We start from the raw sequence: 17,125 nt of genomic DNA on the forward strand, positions 1-17,125 counted from the left end.
GGCATGCCAGTCGATGCCGATGAGGGCGGACGGTACTTCGCCGCGGATTACGAGACGACGCAGGAGCGGGAGCGTCTGCAGCGCCTCGAATCGATGAGCGACCGGACGACCATCCGGGCGCTCGACACCGTCGGCGTCGGGCCGGGCTGGCATTGCCTGGAGGTCGGCGCGGGCGGGGGGTCGGTGGCGCGTTGGCTCGCTGAGCGCGTCGGTCCGACCGGCCGTGTCGTCGCCGCCGACCTGGATCCAAGGTTCCTCGACGACCTGCCCGCGCTGGGCATCGAGGTGCGTAGCTGCGATATCACCCGTGACGAGATCGAGCCGGATACTTACGATCTCGTGCACTGTCGCGCCATGGTGATGCACATGGCCGACCCGCAGGCGGTGTTGCGCCGCATGGTGGCCGCGGTGCGGCCCGGGGGCTGGTTGGTGGTCGAGGAGCCTGATTACGGTACCGCGCAATCAATTACCCTCGACCACCCGGCGACTTCGGGTTTTCACTCCTATCTGCGCGCCCGCCGGGACTTCCTGGCCGCGTCGAAGGTGATGGAGTTGCACTACGGTGCGCGGCTGCCGGTGGACGTCGACGAGCTCGGGCTCGAGGCGACGGGCAACACGGCCACCTTCAGCGTCGAGCGGGGCGGGAGCGCCAAGTCGGCGTTTCTGGCGGAGAGCTTCGAGAAGGTCGACGACATCCTCGTCGCCAACGGGGCGTCCACCGAGTCGGAGCTGGCGGACTCGCGTCAGGCGATGACCGACCCCACCTTCGTCTACCGCTCGCCGGCGATGGTCTCGGCGTGGGGTCGCAAGCCGCTCAGTGCGAGTGGGTGACGTTCCAGGCCGGTAGCGGATCGGGATAGCCGACCCAGGCCTGCTGCCCCTCGGCCAGTTCGGCGTCGGTCAGCAGGGCTCCGGCGAGTAGTCGGTTGACCTTGTCCCGGTCGAGCTTGATTCCGATGAACACGATCTCCTGGCCCGGCGCGATCTCGGCGCCCGACCAATACTGCGCCGGCTCGATCGCCAGGTTGGGGCCGGCCTGCGACCAGATGGCGGCGATCGTCGGCCGGCTGGCGATCCAGCAGAAACCCTTGCTGCGCAACACCCTTGTCACCTGAGCGAGCGCGTCGCCGAGGCGCTGGGGGTGAAATGGCCGGTCGGAGCGGAAGGTCATCGAGCTGATGCCGTACTCCTCGGTTTCGGGTGCGTGCCCGTCGGCGATCTCCTCGTCCCAGCCCGGGGTCCGGGCGGCGGCCTCGGGATCGAACAGCCCGGTGCCCAGCACCTCGCCGATATCGACGACGCCGTGGTCGGTCCGGATCAGCTTGGCGGTCGGATTGAGCCGGCGCAGCAGCGTGTGGACGGTGTCGAGGATGGCCGGGCTCACCAGGTCGGTCTTGTTGAGCAGGATGACGTCGGCGAACTCCACCTGATCGGTGAGCAGGTCGGAGATGCTGCGGGCATCGCCCTCGCCTGCGGACAGGTCCCGATCGGCCAGGCCTTCACCGCGAACGACCTCGCTCAGGAACGTGGACGCGTCGACCACCGTCACCAGGGTGTCCAGCCGGGCGAGCTCGCCGAGCCGGAAGCCGTCCTCGAATTCCCAGCTGAAGGTGGCCGCCACGGGCATGGGTTCGGAGATTCCGGTCGACTCGATGACGAGCTGGTCGAAGCGGTTCTGGCGGGCCAGCGCGCCGACCGCCTCGACGAGATCCTCGCGCAGCGTGCAACAGATGCAGCCGTTGGTCAGCTCGACGAGCTTCTCCTCGGTGCGGTCGAGGTGCCCCTGCCCGGCGATGAGGGCGGCATCGATGTTGACCTCGCTCATGTCGTTGACGATCACCGCGACGCGTCTGCCCTCGCGGTTGGCCAGGATGTGGTTGAGCAGCGTGGTCTTCCCGGCGCCGAGAAAGCCGGACAGGACGGTGACGGGCAGCAGGTCGGACATCAGACTCCTTAATGAAAACGATTTTCAATAAATCATCATCCGGGCGTGCATCAGCTAATGCAAACGGTTATCGTTATCGCCGTGCTCCCGCCCCTGAATCTCCGCGCTCTGGCCACCGCGTTGTTGCTGGCCACGCCATTCGCCCTCGCCGCCTGCGGCTCCGAAGAAACCGAGCAGCCCGAGGCCGGTGGGAACTGCGTGACCACGCCGGTCAACGTGGTCGTCAGCGTCGACCAGTGGGGCGACATCGTGTCCGCCCTGGGCGGTGACTGCGTGAAGGTGACCACGGTGGTTTCCGGCTCGTCGGTCGATCCGCACGACTTCGAGCCCGCGCCCGCGGATGCGGCCAAATTCCAGGGCGCCCAGCTGGTCGTCATCAACGGTGGCCACTACGACGAGTGGGCGACCAAGCTCGCCCAGAGCACGGCACCGGATGCCATCGTGCTGCGCGCCGTCGGAGAGTCCGACGAGCCCTCGGCCAACCCGCACGCCTGGTACAACCCGGCCGCAGTGACCGGCGTCGCCGACGCGGTGACCGAGGAACTCAGCCAGATGGCGCCGCAGGCAAAGGATTACTTCGCGCAGCGCCGCACCGAGTTCACCACCTCGATGCAGCCCTACCAGCAGTTGATCACCGACATCAAGACCAAGGCGCCAGGCAAGCGCTACGCCGCCACCGAAGCGGTGTTCGACGACATGGCGGCCGCGGTCGGCATGGTCAACGTGACGCCCGCAGGCTTCCAGGCCGCCTCGTCCAACGAGACCGACCCGGCACCGGCCGACCTGGACGCGTTGCTGCGGCTGCTCGGCGATCACGGGGCCGATGTGCTGATCTACAACACCCAGACCGAGGGTTCGGTGCCCCAGCAGGTCCGTGCGGCTGCCGAGAGCGCCGGAATTCCGGTCGTGGATGTCACCGAAACGGTGGCGCCGGGAGCGGATACGTTCGAGGCTTGGCAGGTGAACCAACTGACCGCGCTCGCCAAGGCTCTCGGTGTCCAGCAATAGCACCGAGTCTCAACCTGCCCTCGTCTTCGACGACGTCAGTGCCGTGCGTGGGGGCCGCCTGATCTGGTCGGAGGGCACCTTCGAGATCCCGGCCGGTGGCATCGTCGCGCTGATCGGCTCCAACGGGTCGGGCAAGTCGACGATGCTGCAGGTCGTGTTGGGCCTGTTGCCGGCCGCCTCCGGTTCGGTGCGGGTTCTCGGTGGCGCGCCGGGTGAGCACAATGACCTCATCGGTTACGTCCCTCAGGATTACGCGGCAGGCGCGGGGGAGGCCATCCGGGCCCGCGGTGCGGTGACCCTCGGGCTCACCGGTGGACGTTGGGGTTTCACCCGCACCTCGGCGGCCGACCGGGCCCGGGTCGACGAGGCCCTCGAATGGGTCGAGGCCGCCGGATTCGCGACCATGCGGCTGTCGGAACTGTCGGGTGGGCAACGTCAGCGCATCGCCCTGGCCAATGCCCTTGTCGGACATCCGAAGATGCTCATCCTCGACGAGCCGTTGGCCGCGCTCGACCTGCGCAACCAACACGAGATCGTGCAGTTGCTGGCCAAGCTCAACAAGGACCTCGGGGTGACGATTCTCGTTGTCGCGCATGATCTCAACCCACTGCTGAGCGTGCTCGACAGCGCCATCTATCTGCTCGACGGGCATGCGCACCACGCCGCCATCGACGAGGTCGTGGATGCCGATCTGCTGACCCACCTTTACGGAACCCAGGTCCAGGTGGCCCACACCCCGCTGGGGCAGATGTACATGAGGAGCGTGTGATGTCGGCGGGTCTGCTGGCGCAGGGCACGTTCGCCCAAAGCACTCTGGCACTGGGCTATCAGCACAACTGGTGGCAGATCCTGACGTCGGCATTCATGCGCAACGCGTTGATCGGCGGCACGTTGGTGGCGCTGGCCGCCGGGCTGATCGGCTATTTCGTCATCGTGCGCAACACCGCGTTCGCCGCCCACGCGCTGGCGCACATCGGTCTGCCCGGCGCCACCGGTGCGGCGCTGCTCGGGCTCCCGGTGGGGTTGGGGCTGGGCGCCTTCTGCGTGGGCGGGGCACTGGTGATCGGGGCGCTCGGCAGCCGGGCTCACGACCGTGAGGTAGCCACCGGCACGGTGCTGGCCCTGGCCACCGGCTTCGGTCTGTTCTTCAACTCATTGGCCACCAAGAATTCGTCCACGCTGACCAACGTGCTGTTCGGCAACCTGCTGGCCATCACCCATCAGCAGCTGCTGATGTTCACCGCGCTGCTGGTGGTGCTGGCCGCCACGGTCGTATTCGTCTTCCGCCCACTGTTGTTCGCATCGGTCAACGCGCAGGTGGCCGAGGCCAAAGGGGTGCCGGTCCGCGCCTTGTCGGTGCTGTTCATGGTGCTGTTGGGGATCGCGGTCACGATGGCGGTGCTGGCCGTGGGCACGCTGCTGCTGTTCGCGCTCGTCGTCACCCCGGCCGCCACGGCAATCATGGTGACGGCCCGGCCGATTCTCGCGATGACGATCTCGACCGTGATCAGCGTGGTGTCGGTGTGGGCCGGGCTGGCGGTCTCGGCAATCTTCAACATGCCGCCGAGCTTCGTGATCGTCACGATTGCGTGCGGGATCTGGTTGGCGGTGTGGGCGGTTGACCGGGTGAGGAATTCGGCCATCGGCTAGCCTCAGAAAGCATGCCAAGGAGTCCCCACCCGCCGCGGCGGGCCACTCTGGCTTCGTTGGCCGCCGAACTGAAGGTTTCGCGTACCACGATCTCCAATGCCTACAACCGTCCGGACCAGTTGTCCGCCGAGCTCCGGGACCGGATCTTCGATGCGGCCAAACGGCTGGGCTATGCCGGGCCGGACCCGGTGGCCCGGTCCCTGCGGACGCGGAGAGCCGGCGCGGTCGGGCTGATCATCACCGAGCCGCTCAACTACTCGTTCAGTGATCCCGCTGCGCTGGATTTCGTTGCGGGGCTTGCCGAATCCTGCGAGGCGGCGGGTCAGGGGCTGCTATTGGTGGCCATCGGGCCCAACCGCAGTTTCGAGGACGGCTCGGCGGCCGTGCTCGCGGCGGGCGTCGACGGATTCGTGGTGTACTCGGCCTCCGACGACGATCCGTATCTACCGGTGGTGCGTCAACGGCAGTTGCCGGTCGTGGTGGTGGATCAGCCCAAGGACGTTCCCGGGGTGTCGCGGGTCAGCATCGACGATCGCGGCGGGATGCGGCGGCTGACCGAGCATGTGCTGGAACTGGGCCATCAACACATCGGCCTGCTGACCATGCGGCTGGGCCGGGACTGGCCGCACGAGAGCATGAAACCCGCACTGGCAGACCCGGATCGGGTGCTGTCCCCGCATTTCCATGTGCAGCGCGAACGGATCCACGGCGTCTACGACGCGATGACGGCCGCCGGCCTGGCGCCGGCCACGCTGACGGTGGTGGAGAGCTACGACCACCTGCCGACGTCCGGAGGAGCGGCCGCCGAGGTGGCGCTGGACGCCAATCCCCGGATCACCGCGCTGATGTGCACCGCCGACGTACTGGCCTTGTCGGCCATGGATTATCTGCGTTCCCGTGGCATCTATGTGCCGGGGCAGATGACGGTCACGGGGTTCGACGGGGTACCGGAGGCGTTGCGGCGCGGCCTGTCTACCGTGGTGCAGTCCAGTGTGGCCAAGGGCCGCCGGGCAGGCGAGTTGCTGCACAATCCGCCGCGGGACGGCCTGCCGGTGATCGATGTGCTCGAGACCGAGGTGGTGCGCGGCCGGACGTCGGGCCCGCCGGCCTAGGCTCCTGCGCCGTTCCTTTCGCCGAAACGGCATTCCGGCAGGCGCTTACTCGGCCTTTTCCGGCTGGAATGCCGTTTCGGCGGAGGTGCGCGCGTCGAGCAGGTACTTCAGTGCTGCCGCAACATCTTCGGGCTCGTCGACCCGGTAGGTGGCCAAGGTGTCGCCGGGCCCGACCTTGACGCCGACGTCGCCGTCGCGTAACCGGCGGAACGCCTTCTCGTCGGTGACGTCGTCGCCGAAGTAGATCACCACCGACGCCCCGTGGTCGTCGCGCAGGATGTCGATCGCCTCACCCTTGTCGGTGGTGATCACGGCGAACTCGAGGACGGCTTTGCCCTCAGTCAGCTCGGCATTCCAGGCCTTCGACGCCGCATGTGCCTGCACCAGCGCGGAGTCGGCGTCGGCGGGTTCGGCGTTGCGTACATGGAGTGCAACGCTGGCCGGTTTGAGTTCGACGGTCACCCCTGGCCTGCTGGCCGCAATCGCCTGCAGCTCACCGGCGATCGTGCCGAGGAGGGCGCGGTCGATGGGGTGGGTGAAGCCGGAGTCGAATTCGGCCCCGTGGCTGCCGACCAGGTGCACCGCCGCGGGCATACCCGACAGGTCCCGCAGCACCTCGAGGGCCCGTCCGGAGATCAGGGCGGTGGAGATGCCCGGAAGTTCGGACAGGGCGACAAGTGTCGTGGCGGCGTCACGCAGTGGGCGCGCGTCGGCCGGGTTGTTGACGATCGGGGCCAGGGTGCCGTCGAAATCAGAGGTGATCAGGAGCCGGTCGACGCGGGCCGCGGCCGTGAGAGCTCGGGTCAGGTCGGCGGGAAGGCTCACCCGCTAGATCTTAGGTTTGTCCTCGGCGCCGATCAGCAACCGGACCGCCAGGTCGAGTCGCTTGCTGACGTCGGTGGCCGAGGCCCGGCGGGTCAGCCAGGCCAGCAGGTTGGACAGCCACACGTCCGAGATGACCCGGGCGATGTGGTACTGGTCCTCGGTCGGCTCGCCGTCGCTCATCGCGCGGGCGAACATCGAGTCCATCAGCTTGCCGACATGATCGACCTCGCCTGCGGCCGAGGCGTCGGCGAAGACGAAGGCCCGCGTCATGGCCTCGGTGAGCAGCGGGTTGCGCTGCATGGCCCGGTTCAGCTTGCCGACCATGAAGCTCAGCCGCTGGTAGGGGGTGCCGCCGGCCAGTGCGGCGCGGTCGGTCTTGGCGTCGATGCGCTCGAACTCCCGGCCCAGCGCCGACACCAGCAGGTGGACCTTGGACGGGAAGTAGCGGTAGAGCGTGCCGACGGCGACATCGGCGCGTTCGGCGACGGCACGCATCTGGACGGCCTCGTAGCCGCCCTTGGAGGCGATGGCCAGGGTCGCATCCAGGATGCGCTTGCGGCGCTCCCGCTGAGCTTCGGAGCCGAGTTCGGATTCGGCGAGGACTGCCACGTTCATAACCTCACGCGGCCGGGTGTCAGACCCGGACGATTCGCTGCCTGTCTTCTGTGGTGCGCTGGACATGCGGTGTGTGGCCCCCTCTCGTCGCGTGCCCCGTCGAAAACGATACGCACGGCGATCTCCTTCTACACACCTCCGCGCCGTTAAACACACGGACGTGTCCTGCTGTGATGCGGGTCGACTTGACGGTCGAACACTGTCACCATTAGAACACGTTCTAGTGAGAAGCACGGACTTCTCGCGCTAGGGGCTAGGAGGTCCACCATGTCCGGCGCGTCTGCCACCATCACCGACGAGCAGTTTGCCGCCCGTGACCTGGTGCGTAGCTGGGCGGCCGCAGCTGCTACAGCTACCGCCGTCCGCGAGGCTGAACATGATGCCGATGCCTGGCGCCGGCCATTTCAGGGTCTCGCCGAACTAGGGATCTTCAGCGTGGCGGTCGCCGAGGAACAGGGCGGCGCCGGCGGCACGGTCGAGGATCTGTGCGCGATGGTCGACGAGGCCGCGGCGGCGCTGGTGCCCGGGCCGGTGGCCACCACGGCCCTCGCCACCCTGGTCGTCACCGACGAGGCAGTGCTGGAGGCGCTGGTGTCGGGTGAGCGCACGGCCGGTGCGGCCCTGAGTGCGGACCTGACGCTGTCCGGCGACAAGGTCTCGGGCACCGCTGAGTACGTCCTCGGTGCGGACGCCGCCGGGGTGTTGCTGCTGCCCGCCGGCGACCGCGTGGTGCTGGTCGACGCGGGTGCTGCCGGTGTGAGCGTCGAACTGCTCACCGCCACCGACTTCTCGCTGCCGCTGGCCCGGGTCGTGCTGGACGCGGCGCCCGCGCAGGTGCTCGATGTCTCGCGGCAGCGATTCGAAGACATCACCGCGGCTGTGCTGGCCGCCGAAGCCGCCGGGTTGGCCCGGTGGACCCTGCAGACCGCCACCGAGTACGCGAAGGTGCGCGAGCAGTTCGGCAAGCCGATCGGCAGCTTCCAGGCCGTCAAGCACATGTGTGCCGAGATGCTGTTGCGCTCGGAGCAGATTTCGGTTTCCGCCGCTGATGCGGCGCGTGCGGTCTCGGAGGCCGATGACTCCCAGCTGTCGATCGCCGCCGCGGTGGCGGCCGCCGCCGGTATCGACGCGGCCGAGGCCAACGCCAAGGACTGCATCCAGGTGCTCGGCGGTATCGGCATCACCTGGGAGCACGAGGCGCATCTGTATCTGCGTCGCGCATACGGGATTTCGCACGCGCTCGGTGGTCGGCGCCGGTGGATCCGCCGGGTATCGGCACTGACCCAGAAGGGTGTGCGTCGTGAACTCCGGATCGATCTGGAGTCGGTGGCCGGCCTGCGCCCCGAGATCAGCGCCGCGGTGTCCGAGGTGGCCGCACTACCGGTGGAAAAGCGTCAGGTGGCCCTGGCCGAGTCCGGCCTGCTGGCACCGCACTGGCCACGTCCATACGGCCGCAACGCATCTCCGGCCGAGCAGCTGCTGATCGACCAGGAACTCGCTGCGGCAGAGGTGGAGCGTCCGGATCTGGTGATCGGCTGGTGGGCGGTGCCGACCATCCTGGAGCACGGCAGCCCCGAGCAGATCGACCAGTTCGTGCCGGCCACGCTGCGTGGCGACCTGGCCTGGTGCCAGCTGTTCTCCGAGCCGGGCGCGGGCTCCGACCTGGCCGCCCTGCGTATGAAAGCCGTTCGCGCAGAAGGCCCCAACGGTGAGTCGGGCTGGAAGCTGACCGGTCAGAAGGTTTGGACCTCGGCGGCCCAGAAAGCGCACTGGGGCGTGTGCCTGGCGCGCACCGACGCCGACGCTCCGAAACACAAGGGCATCACCTACTTCCTGATCGACATGAAGACGCCGGGCATCGTGATCCGCCCGCTGCGCGAGATCACCGGTGACGAGCTGTTCAACGAGGTCTTCTTCGACGACGTGTTCGTTTCCGACGAGATGGTGGTGGGCACCGTCAACGACGGCTGGCGCCTGGCCCGCACCACCCTGGCCAACGAGCGCGTGGCCATGGCCGGCGGGACGGCACTGGGCAATCCGATGGAAGAACTGCTGCGCACGCTTGGGGCGCAGCCCGACGTGGATCCGGCCGACCTGGACCGCCTCGGTGGGTTGATCCTGACGGCCCAGGTGGGTTCACTGCTGGACCAGCGGATCGCGCAGTTGGCGGTCAGCGGCCAGGACACCGGCGCGCAGGCCAGCGCCCGCAAGCTGATCGGCGTGCGGTACCGGCAGACACTGGCCGAGTTCCGGCTGGAATTGTCCGACGGCGGCGGTGCGGTGCGTAACCGCGAGGTGCACGACTTCCTCAACACGCGCTGCCTGACCATCGCGGGCGGCACCGAGCAGATCCTGCTGACCGTCGCCGGTGAGCGGTTGCTCGGCCTGCCGCGCTAGCTAGCCTAGTGACGCCAATTCGTATCGATCAGTTTCGAACCGCATTGATTTGAACGCCCATTCGAACCGCTACTAGATTTCTCTCGTCTTAATCAGTTTGTGACCATGATGCCAGGCATAATTACTGATTTACCCGGCGTTACCGTCTGGCTTTCTGGTTTGATGTAGCGCGGCGAACGACTCTTTAGGAGTTCGTCGGCCATTATCCCAAGCCTCAAGTGCCTGCTCCGGAGAAATATAGGACGCAAAGAATAGAACTGAAAGATCCGGGCCTATTAAAACTGACCCCAACCCTCGAATGTCGCTGTATGTGCACATGATGTTGTCGCGAACTGCGTATGAATTAGCGGCGGCAACTTGGGGGTCCATATTGAGTAGTTGTGCCGCAAGCGCGACTTGTTCCTGCTTCACTTTTGAACCCCCATGTCCCACCGTGTAACGGGATGGCCAGGGAAATCCATGTTAGGTGGCCATCCGAGAATCTGACCGGTTTGTCCATCGACTGCATAGACTTTTGTTCCATCGTAGTACGCGTTGAACCAGTGCCCAGCCGCCCCGGCTCTGTCCACCCCGACAACCGTGTGGGCACCGGTTCCCTGGTTGATCAGGTACTGTTCGATTTCCGAAGGCGTAGCTGGCACTTGCCTCAATCCAGTCGCGGCTTGCATCTCGGGTACGGACAGCGTTCCGAGTCCGGCCGATGCGTCAGGCGTTATGCCCGCCAGCCTTTGGTCGACCGCGAGGGCGCATTGACCACAGTTAATTGCCCGCGCTGGGTCAAATGGATCAATCCCAGGGCCATGGTTAATTTCGGGAAGCCATTGACCAATATCGCCGACGGATGGGGGCAACCACGGGCCGATTGGCACGTCGTGCGTTAATCCGTCCGACGGTGCTGGATGGCCTACGTCGGGACTGTGAACCATCTCATGTGGTACTCCCGACGGCACAACGTCATCGAGAATGCGTGCTGCGGCGACCTCGCCACCGAAAGGGATAGTCGCTGCCGTGATTGTGGCGTCGAACCCTTTCTGCCCGAGCCAATATTCGGGATTGCTGCGAAATGCTTCGATCTCGGCGTCGATGCCCCTGACAGCGGTGCCGTACGGATCTGACAGGGTGTTTAGCGTCCCCGTCCCAAGGTCTTTCCAGGCGTTCTTGAAACTTTCGAATCCGTTTTGACCAGTGAGGCTATGGACGGAGTTTTCCATCGTGCGCCAGGCGTCGCCGAATCCGTCGCTGTAACTGGGTTTGGCCGGCGCCGGTCCTGCGGGGGGCGTGTACCCAGGGAGGTTGTCCAGCGCTGCTTTGACCCGCTGCGTTTCGGCAAGCATGGAGTCGACCCGCGACTCGAGCTCGTGGGGCGGGACGCCCTGTCCCTGCAAGAGCATTTTTGCCTGAGCCTTGAACTCTTCGATCTCTGCCGGGCTCAGTGGTTGCGTTGCAGCTCTGTCTTCGGGTAGCAGCATCGCTTCTAGCGAACCGGGTGTGCGCTTACCTGCAGCGGGAGGCTGAGCCTCCGGCTTCTTCGTCGCGTCCTCGACCGATTTCGGTACGGCGAACGGGCCGATCTGCCCCGGCGCCTGACCGACCGCAGGGTTCTTGTCGCCTGGTTCGTCCTTGGCTTCGTGTTGAACCGTGTGGTCGACGAACCGCACGTGATCGGGCGGACTGTCCTGCTCCTCGCCTTCACCTTCGAACTTGATCGCGTCCAATTCAACGGCTTTCGATCGCAGACGCTCCCCTACGTGGGTGTCGGCCTGTACGAGCCGGTTCGCGTACCAGCGGATGTCCTCGGCGTGCTCATTCGCGGAGGACATCCGGGCGCGCATGGAGAACACATCCACCCGTTTGGAATCGGTCACGGTCAAGTCCTCACCGACACTGAAGTCGTCGTCCTCGGCAGCATTGATCGCAGCAATCGCCTCGGACTGAGCGGTACCGATGTCACGGCGGCCGCTCTCCGCGAGGTCGGCAGCCTCATGCAGTACGCCGCCCTGGCGGCGAACCACGGCGCAATCAGCGGTCGCGCGGTCGAGGGCAGCGTCTTTGGCGTCGCCCTCCCACGTGGTTCCGCCCGGCGAGGAGATGTTCTGACGGTGCCGATTGAAGGCATCCTCGCTCGCGGTAGCAGCCTGCCGCCACGCCGCCGCCGCGGCTTCCAAATAAGAGGTGTCCCACTCCTGGATCTCCGACCGAGTGGGGAGAGGATCGGGCGACGCCGCAGGGCTCACACGGTCACCGTGGTGATGGCGTCGTGGCCGTCGGAGTCGGTGGTGCCATAGCGGACGCTGCTGACTGAAAGGGTGTCGGCCTGACGTGTCATCCGCGTTGACTGGCGACTCTGCAACGAAGCGAGCGCCGCGTTGACCGCGGCTACACCGGCCGCGCTGGGGTGCGCAGATGAGGGAGTGCGTACCTGAGCACTGCCAAGCAAATCTGCAGAGGTGAGGTCGCTGTCCGTAGCCGCGACGCGGAGACCCGCCGGATCGACCTCTAGTTCATTTGCCACGCCAATCCCCCAACCGGCCCACACGCTGATCACAACGCTACCGCACGGTGCCCACCAGACTGAACCATAGCCGTCTCGCTCACCTGCTCGCGGATGAAATTCGTTCGGTTAGGAGGACAAAGTTCCTGTGCGCTAATCCGTTGGCCTGTCGCCCCAGTCCGGTAAAGTCAGCCCGCTGACTATATGACCAGGCAAGTGGTGAGAGGGCGCGGTTGTGGTCCGGATCGATCCTCGGCTCGTCGAGGTGGCGAGTACGTCGCCCAACTTCGGCGCTCTGGCCGCCATCGAACCGTTGCTGGCAGTGTATGGCGCAGGTGCTGAGTCGTCGATCTACTCGGACCCTAACGGGGCCTTGGTGAAGTGCCGCCAGTTTGGTGAGGTTCTGGCCGAGCAGCTCATAGTCCGCACCCGCACGCTGTGTGACAGCGAACGCCAAGTCGATCGCATCATCGCCCTAGAACGCGCCGGCGTCCTAACTTCTGACACCGCGCGGGTGTTCCACGATGTGCGCAGGCATGGCAATGAGGCGACCCACGATCATCTGTTCGACATTCGTCGTGCCCTGTCGGCCCTTGAAAAGTGTTGGCAGCTTGGCAACTTGCTCCGGTTGGCGATGTCCGGAGACCGGACACCACGCAGCTTCATTGCACCGGAACCTGCTTCGCCGCCCGTCGCAACGGGATCAGCTGATCGTGAAGCGATTGCCGAGATCCAGGCTGTCCTGGACAAGTCTCGGTCGGATCTGAGTGACACGCTGACGGTGCTGGACGCGACACGTTCAGCGCAGGAAGCGGAGGCACGGGCCCGTGTTGCCGCTGAGGAGGAATTGGCGCGTATCCGCGACCGTGAGGCCGTGATGGCTGCCTCGCTGTCACAGCTCGAAGCGCAGATTGCTGAACTGCTGCGAGCAGGGACGGTGGCATCAGGTGCAGAGCCCGTCGTCACCGTCGGCGACGCGAAGACTTTCACCCAGGCGTTCCGGCGGCGGCCACCCCGCAATGAGATCCAGTCGCGGCGTGCCATCGACAAGCAACTGTCGGATGCCGGCTGGCTCGTTCAGGACTACGCCGACATTGACCCCATGGCCGGCGTCGGTGTCGCAGTGCGCGAGTTTCCCGTGGCGACCGGATTCGCGGACTATATCTTGTACGTCGATGGTCGGATCGTCGGCGTTATCGAAGCAAAGCGCGAAGGCTCGCTGCTGATAGGAGTCGAGCAGCAGACCCGCAAGTACGCCGAGGGTCTCCGCGCTGAACATCAGCTTGCCGTGTGGCGCCGCAGCGAACCGTTGCCGTTCCGCTATGAAGCGACGGGCGCGGAGACCCGGTTCACCAACCAGCTCGACCCGAAACCACGGTCGCGCGAGGTTTTCGCGTTTGCGAAGCCGCAGACCATCCGCACCTGGATGAGCGAGGCCCACGAGAAACCCGCCGCTCCCACCTTTCGTGCCCGCTTGCAGACGCTGCCGCCACTTGATACGCAAGGATTGCGGCCCAACCAGATTCAAGCTGTCGAGGGTATCGAGAAATCGCTAAAGGGCAACCACCCCCGCGGTCTTATCCAGATGGCGACCGGCGCGGGTAAGACGTTCACGGCAGTGACGTCGACCTATCGATTGATCAAGCATGCAGACGCTGCACGAGTGTTGTTTTTGGTTGACCGAAACAACCTGGGGGAGCAGGCCTACGACGAGTTCGACCGCTATGTCCCGCGTGACGACGGTCGTCGTTTCGGGGAGATCTACAACGTTCAGAGACTGGCGGGTAACACGGTTCTTGGGTCGACGAACGTTCTCATCTCGACGATTCAGCGGTTGTACATGCTGCTGCAAGGCAAGGATATTCCCGAAGTCGACGACGACACTGACGACGATGACGAATCGACGTCACCGGTGGACGTGGTTTACAACCCCAATATTCCACCAGAGACGTTCGATCTGATCGTTGTCGACGAGTGCCACCGGTCGATCTACGGTCGCTGGCGCGCAGTGCTGGACTATTTTGATGCTCCGATCATCGGACTGACGGCGACGCCCACCAAGCAGACGTTGGGTTTCTTCGACCAGAACCTGATCAGCGAGTACACCTATGAAGAGTCGGTGATCGACGGGGTCAATGTTCCCTTCGACGTGTACCGGATGCGTACGCAGATCACTGAGCAGGGCAGCATCATAGAAGCCAAGACCGTGGTGCCCGTGCGTGATCGCAAGACACGCGCGCAGCGCTACGAGGAACTCGACGAGGACTACGCGTACACCGGAAATGCGCTGGGCCGCACCGTCATCTCCGAGGATCAGATCCGCACGGTGTTGACGACGTTCCGAGACAAGCTCTACACCGAGATTTTCCCCGGCCGGTCTGCGGTGCCGAAAACACTCATCTTCGCCAAGACAGATGCCCATGCAGACGAGATTGTCGAGCAGGTGCGTGAGATCTTCAATGAGGGCGCAGACTTCGCCACCAAGATCACGTACAACGCCAAGAATCCGAAAGAACGGCTGGCGGATTTCCGTAACAGTCCTTCACTGCGGATCGCGGTGACGGTGGACATGATCGCCACCGGAACCGATGTCCGGGCCATCGAATGCGTGTTCTTCATGCGATCAGTGCGGTCGGCGGTCTATTTCGAGCAGATGAAGGGCCGGGGCGCCCGGATCATCAATGCCGACGATTATGCAGCGATCACACCTGATGTACACAAAGGGTTCACCAAGGACCGCTTCGTCATCGTCGATGCAGTCGGTGTCACCGATTCCGAGCTTGTTGACGCCACCCCGATGGAACGCGAACCAAGTGTCTCGCTTGAGAAGTTACTTTCCAAGGCCGGCCAGATGACGCTGACGCCTGATGACGCGTCGACCCTCGCGGTGCGGTTGGCGAAGTTGGCCTCTCAGTTGGAGCCTGCCGAGGACACTGAAATCACCGAGGTCGCCGGTGGCACTGCGTTGCGGGACATCGCCCGCCAGATTTCGGCGGCCTGTGACACCGATGCGATCGTCGCGGCACAGGACCGGGGCGGGGATGCGGCAGTCCGAGAATTGATCAACGAGGGTGTGGCGCCGTTGACCACGAACCCCGAGTTGCGCCGACGCATCCTTGATATCCGTCGCGCCAAGGATCTGTTGTTCGATCAGGTCAGCAAAGACACCGTGGTCGACATTGTGCGTATCGACTACGCCGAAGCCTCGCGCGACCGCATCGCCTGTTTCCGCGAGTATCTGGCTGAGCATCGAGACGAGATCGCCGCCTTGCAAGTTGTGCACGGCAGCGGATCTGAGCGACCCAGCTATCGCGATCTGAAAGCATTGGCGGAAAAGGTGGCGCGTGTTCCCGAGATCGGGAGTGTCGACATGATCTGGAGGTCGTACGCCGAATTGGGTGAGTTGGCGGATCCGGATCACAAGGCAGGCGTGCCCGATCTGATCACTATCCTGCGCCACGAGTTGTCGAAAGACGCTGGCGAGTCCAAGATTCGACCGTTTGCCTCAGTCGTTGAGTCAAGGCTGGCTGAGTGGATCGACGAGCAACAGCGCCGCGGAAGGACATACTCCGGCGAGCAGAAGCGCTGGCTAGCAACGATTGTGGATGTGTTGAAGACGAGCGTCCATGTCGGCGTCGATGATCTCGACCAGTTGCCACTGTCCTCATTGGGTGGCGTGGACCGGTTCGCCCAGGATTTCTCAGTGACTACGCTGGAGGAAGCGCAAGCCATGCTTGACGAATTGAACATGGAGCTGACTGCGTGACCGATCTGCCGAACGGCTGGGCGCGAACGACTTTAGGTCAAGTCGCCGTCTGGGGGAGCGGCGGTACCCCGGCGCGGACCAACGAATCCTTCTATGGCGGAACCATCCCCTGGGCGGTAATTGGGGACCTAACCGACGGTCCCGTGACCGATACGGCGGAGTGCATCACGGTCGAGGGTCTGAAATCGAGTTCGGCCAAGATGATTGATGCGGATGCTGTTTTGGTGGCGATGTATGGTGCATCGATAGGTAGGTTGGGGCTGCCCACCCGGCAGATGGCATCGAATCAGGCGATTGCCTTTGCGATCCCTCACGCAGATGTTCTCGATCGCAAATTTCTCTTTTGGTTCCTCGCCGCGGTAAAGCCTGATCTGATCGGCGCGGGAAAGGGTGGGGCGCAGCCGAACATAAGCCAGACGATCCTCAAGGATTGGCAGATCGACCTTCCACCCCTCGTAGAGCAACACCGCATCGTAGGGGTGTTGGAGGACCACCTGTCGAGGCTAGACGCTGCAGATCGGATCGCTTCCCGATCGGCGGACCGCTTGAGAAATCTGGGCAACCGTGTGCTCATGCAGTTGGTGGAAAGCATGTCTTACGAACGAGTTCCGGTGTCTCGTTTGCTTCGGGCCAAGCCTGCGAATGGGAGATCCGTTCCAACTGCAACGACCGGTTTCCCGGTCCTCCGCCTGACGTCGCTTCGAGACGGGGAGATCGACCTACGAGAGCGCAAGGTTGGCGAGTGGACAGCAGAGGATGCGCGTAAATACATTGTGCAGCAAGGAGATATCTTGCTCAGTCGCGGAAACGGCTCGCGTCATCTCGTCGGTCGGGCTGGCATCGTGACTGCGATGCCGGATCCGGTTGCCTACCCTGACACCATGATCCGGTTGTCGCCGGATATGAGTCAGGTAATTCCCGAGTACCTTGTGACCTTGTGGAATGCTCCTGATGCGCGCAGACAGATAGAGGCGGCCGCTCGCACGACTGCTGGTATCTACAAGATAAGCCAGCCAATTGTGGGCAGCATAGAGATTCCACTTCCCGGCATCGAGGCGCAGAAAGAAATCATCGAGGCGGTGTCAGACTTCAACCAGTCGTCCAGCCGTCTGGCACGAGAAATCCTGAGTGCGCAGACCCGGTCGGCAGCACTGCGCCGCGCCCTCCTTCGCGCAGCGTTCAACGGCGAACTCGTAGACCAAGACCCATCGGACGAGCCTGCCGCCGCCGCTCTCGAGCGCCTTCGCGCGGAGTCGAAGCCAGTTCGAAAGCGCGCCGCAAAACGTTCCACAGTGGCCGCCGCGCGGAGCTGACAA

At 64.6% G+C, this 17,125-nt stretch carries 12 protein-coding genes; 8 read left to right on the forward strand and 4 right to left on the reverse strand.

Annotated features, from left to right (window positions below; translation table 11 throughout):
* Positions 1–3: 3 nt before the first annotated feature.
* Positions 4–831 (forward strand): class I SAM-dependent methyltransferase, encoded by an 828-nt coding sequence (locus AC4LGL_RS03555; protein WP_491837655.1) that lies wholly within the window; start codon positions 4–6, stop codon positions 829–831.
* On the opposite strand, the gene AC4LGL_RS03560 is transcribed toward AC4LGL_RS03555, so the two are convergent.
* Positions 815–1,945 carry a GTP-binding protein gene (locus AC4LGL_RS03560; RefSeq protein WP_491837656.1) on the reverse strand — a complete coding sequence of 377 codons (1,131 nt, stop codon included), beginning with the start codon at positions 1,943–1,945 and terminating at the stop codon, positions 815–817. The genes AC4LGL_RS03555 and AC4LGL_RS03560 overlap by 17 nt on opposite strands.
* Positions 1,946–2,002: 57 nt before the next feature.
* On the opposite strand from AC4LGL_RS03560, the gene AC4LGL_RS03565 reads away from it, so the two are divergent.
* From AC4LGL_RS03565 to AC4LGL_RS03580, 4 genes are read left to right on the forward strand one after another with little or no spacing between them, the layout of a single operon-like run.
* Entirely contained in the window at positions 2,003–2,953 is a 951-nt protein-coding gene (locus tag AC4LGL_RS03565) for a metal ABC transporter solute-binding protein, Zn/Mn family (RefSeq protein ID WP_491837747.1), read from the forward strand.
* Positions 2,940–3,722: a metal ABC transporter ATP-binding protein gene (locus AC4LGL_RS03570; protein WP_491837657.1), complete on the forward strand. Its 783-nt coding sequence runs from the start codon at positions 2,940–2,942 to the stop codon at positions 3,720–3,722. Before AC4LGL_RS03565 ends, AC4LGL_RS03570 begins: the two co-directional genes overlap by 14 nt.
* A complete protein-coding gene (locus AC4LGL_RS03575) occupies positions 3,722–4,603 on the forward strand; it encodes a metal ABC transporter permease (protein WP_491837658.1) in 882 nt (293 codons plus the stop codon). The genes AC4LGL_RS03570 and AC4LGL_RS03575 overlap by 1 nt, the downstream gene beginning before the upstream one ends.
* Positions 4,604–4,614: 11 nt before the next feature.
* Positions 4,615–5,715, forward strand: coding sequence for an Rv3575c family transcriptional regulator (locus AC4LGL_RS03580; RefSeq protein WP_491837659.1), 1,101 nt, complete (start codon positions 4,615–4,617; stop codon positions 5,713–5,715).
* A gap of 45 nt (positions 5,716–5,760) precedes the next feature.
* On the opposite strand, the gene otsB is transcribed toward AC4LGL_RS03580, so the two are convergent.
* Together otsB and kstR are read right to left on the reverse strand one after the other, a co-directional pair.
* A complete protein-coding gene (otsB, locus tag AC4LGL_RS03585; RefSeq protein WP_491837660.1) occupies positions 5,761–6,540 on the reverse strand; it encodes a trehalose-phosphatase in 780 nt (259 codons plus the stop codon).
* A gap of 3 nt (positions 6,541–6,543) precedes the next feature.
* Positions 6,544–7,221 (reverse strand): cholesterol catabolism transcriptional regulator KstR, encoded by a 678-nt coding sequence (gene kstR / locus AC4LGL_RS03590; RefSeq protein WP_055117958.1) that lies wholly within the window; start codon positions 7,219–7,221, stop codon positions 6,544–6,546.
* Between the two features lie 201 nt (positions 7,222–7,422).
* Here kstR and AC4LGL_RS03595 point away from each other — a divergent pair, with 201 nt between their 5' ends.
* The gene (locus AC4LGL_RS03595; RefSeq protein ID WP_491837661.1) at positions 7,423–9,552 is read left to right on the forward strand and encodes an acyl-CoA dehydrogenase family protein; all 2,130 of its coding nucleotides are present in this window, start codon (positions 7,423–7,425) and stop codon (positions 9,550–9,552) included.
* A gap of 407 nt (positions 9,553–9,959) precedes the next feature.
* Here AC4LGL_RS03595 and AC4LGL_RS03600 read toward each other — a convergent pair whose 3' ends face one another.
* Positions 9,960–11,786, reverse strand: coding sequence for a toxin glutamine deamidase domain-containing protein (locus AC4LGL_RS03600; protein WP_491837662.1), 1,827 nt, complete (start codon positions 11,784–11,786; stop codon positions 9,960–9,962).
* Positions 11,787–12,278: 492 nt separating this feature from the next.
* Between AC4LGL_RS03600 and AC4LGL_RS03605 the strand changes: the two genes are divergently transcribed.
* Positions 12,279–15,809, forward strand: coding sequence for a type I restriction endonuclease subunit R (locus AC4LGL_RS03605; RefSeq protein ID WP_491837663.1), 3,531 nt, complete (start codon positions 12,279–12,281; stop codon positions 15,807–15,809).
* The gene (locus tag AC4LGL_RS03610) at positions 15,806–17,122 is read left to right on the forward strand and encodes a restriction endonuclease subunit S (RefSeq protein ID WP_418021305.1); all 1,317 of its coding nucleotides are present in this window, start codon (positions 15,806–15,808) and stop codon (positions 17,120–17,122) included. The genes AC4LGL_RS03605 and AC4LGL_RS03610 overlap by 4 nt, the downstream gene beginning before the upstream one ends.
* The last annotated feature ends 3 nt before the right edge of the window (positions 17,123–17,125 follow it).

Source organism: Mycolicibacterium arcueilense, assembly GCF_058536225.1.

Excerpts from the sequence above, each read along its gene's own strand:
- AC4LGL_RS03555 (WP_491837655.1), top strand. The coding sequence starts at position 4 with ATGCCAGTCGATGCCGATGAGGGCGGACGGTACTTCGCCGCGGATTAC.
- AC4LGL_RS03560 (WP_491837656.1), bottom strand. The coding sequence starts at position 1,945 with ATGTCCGACCTGCTGCCCGTCACCGTCCTGTCCGGCTTTCTCGGCGCC.
- AC4LGL_RS03565 (WP_491837747.1), top strand. The coding sequence starts at position 2,003 with ATGCAAACGGTTATCGTTATCGCCGTGCTCCCGCCCCTGAATCTCCGC.
- AC4LGL_RS03575 (WP_491837658.1), top strand. The coding sequence starts at position 3,722 with ATGTCGGCGGGTCTGCTGGCGCAGGGCACGTTCGCCCAAAGCACTCTG.
- AC4LGL_RS03580 (WP_491837659.1), top strand. The coding sequence starts at position 4,615 with ATGCCAAGGAGTCCCCACCCGCCGCGGCGGGCCACTCTGGCTTCGTTG.
- kstR (WP_055117958.1), bottom strand. The coding sequence starts at position 7,221 with ATGTCCAGCGCACCACAGAAGACAGGCAGCGAATCGTCCGGGTCTGAC.
- AC4LGL_RS03595 (WP_491837661.1), top strand. The coding sequence starts at position 7,423 with ATGTCCGGCGCGTCTGCCACCATCACCGACGAGCAGTTTGCCGCCCGT.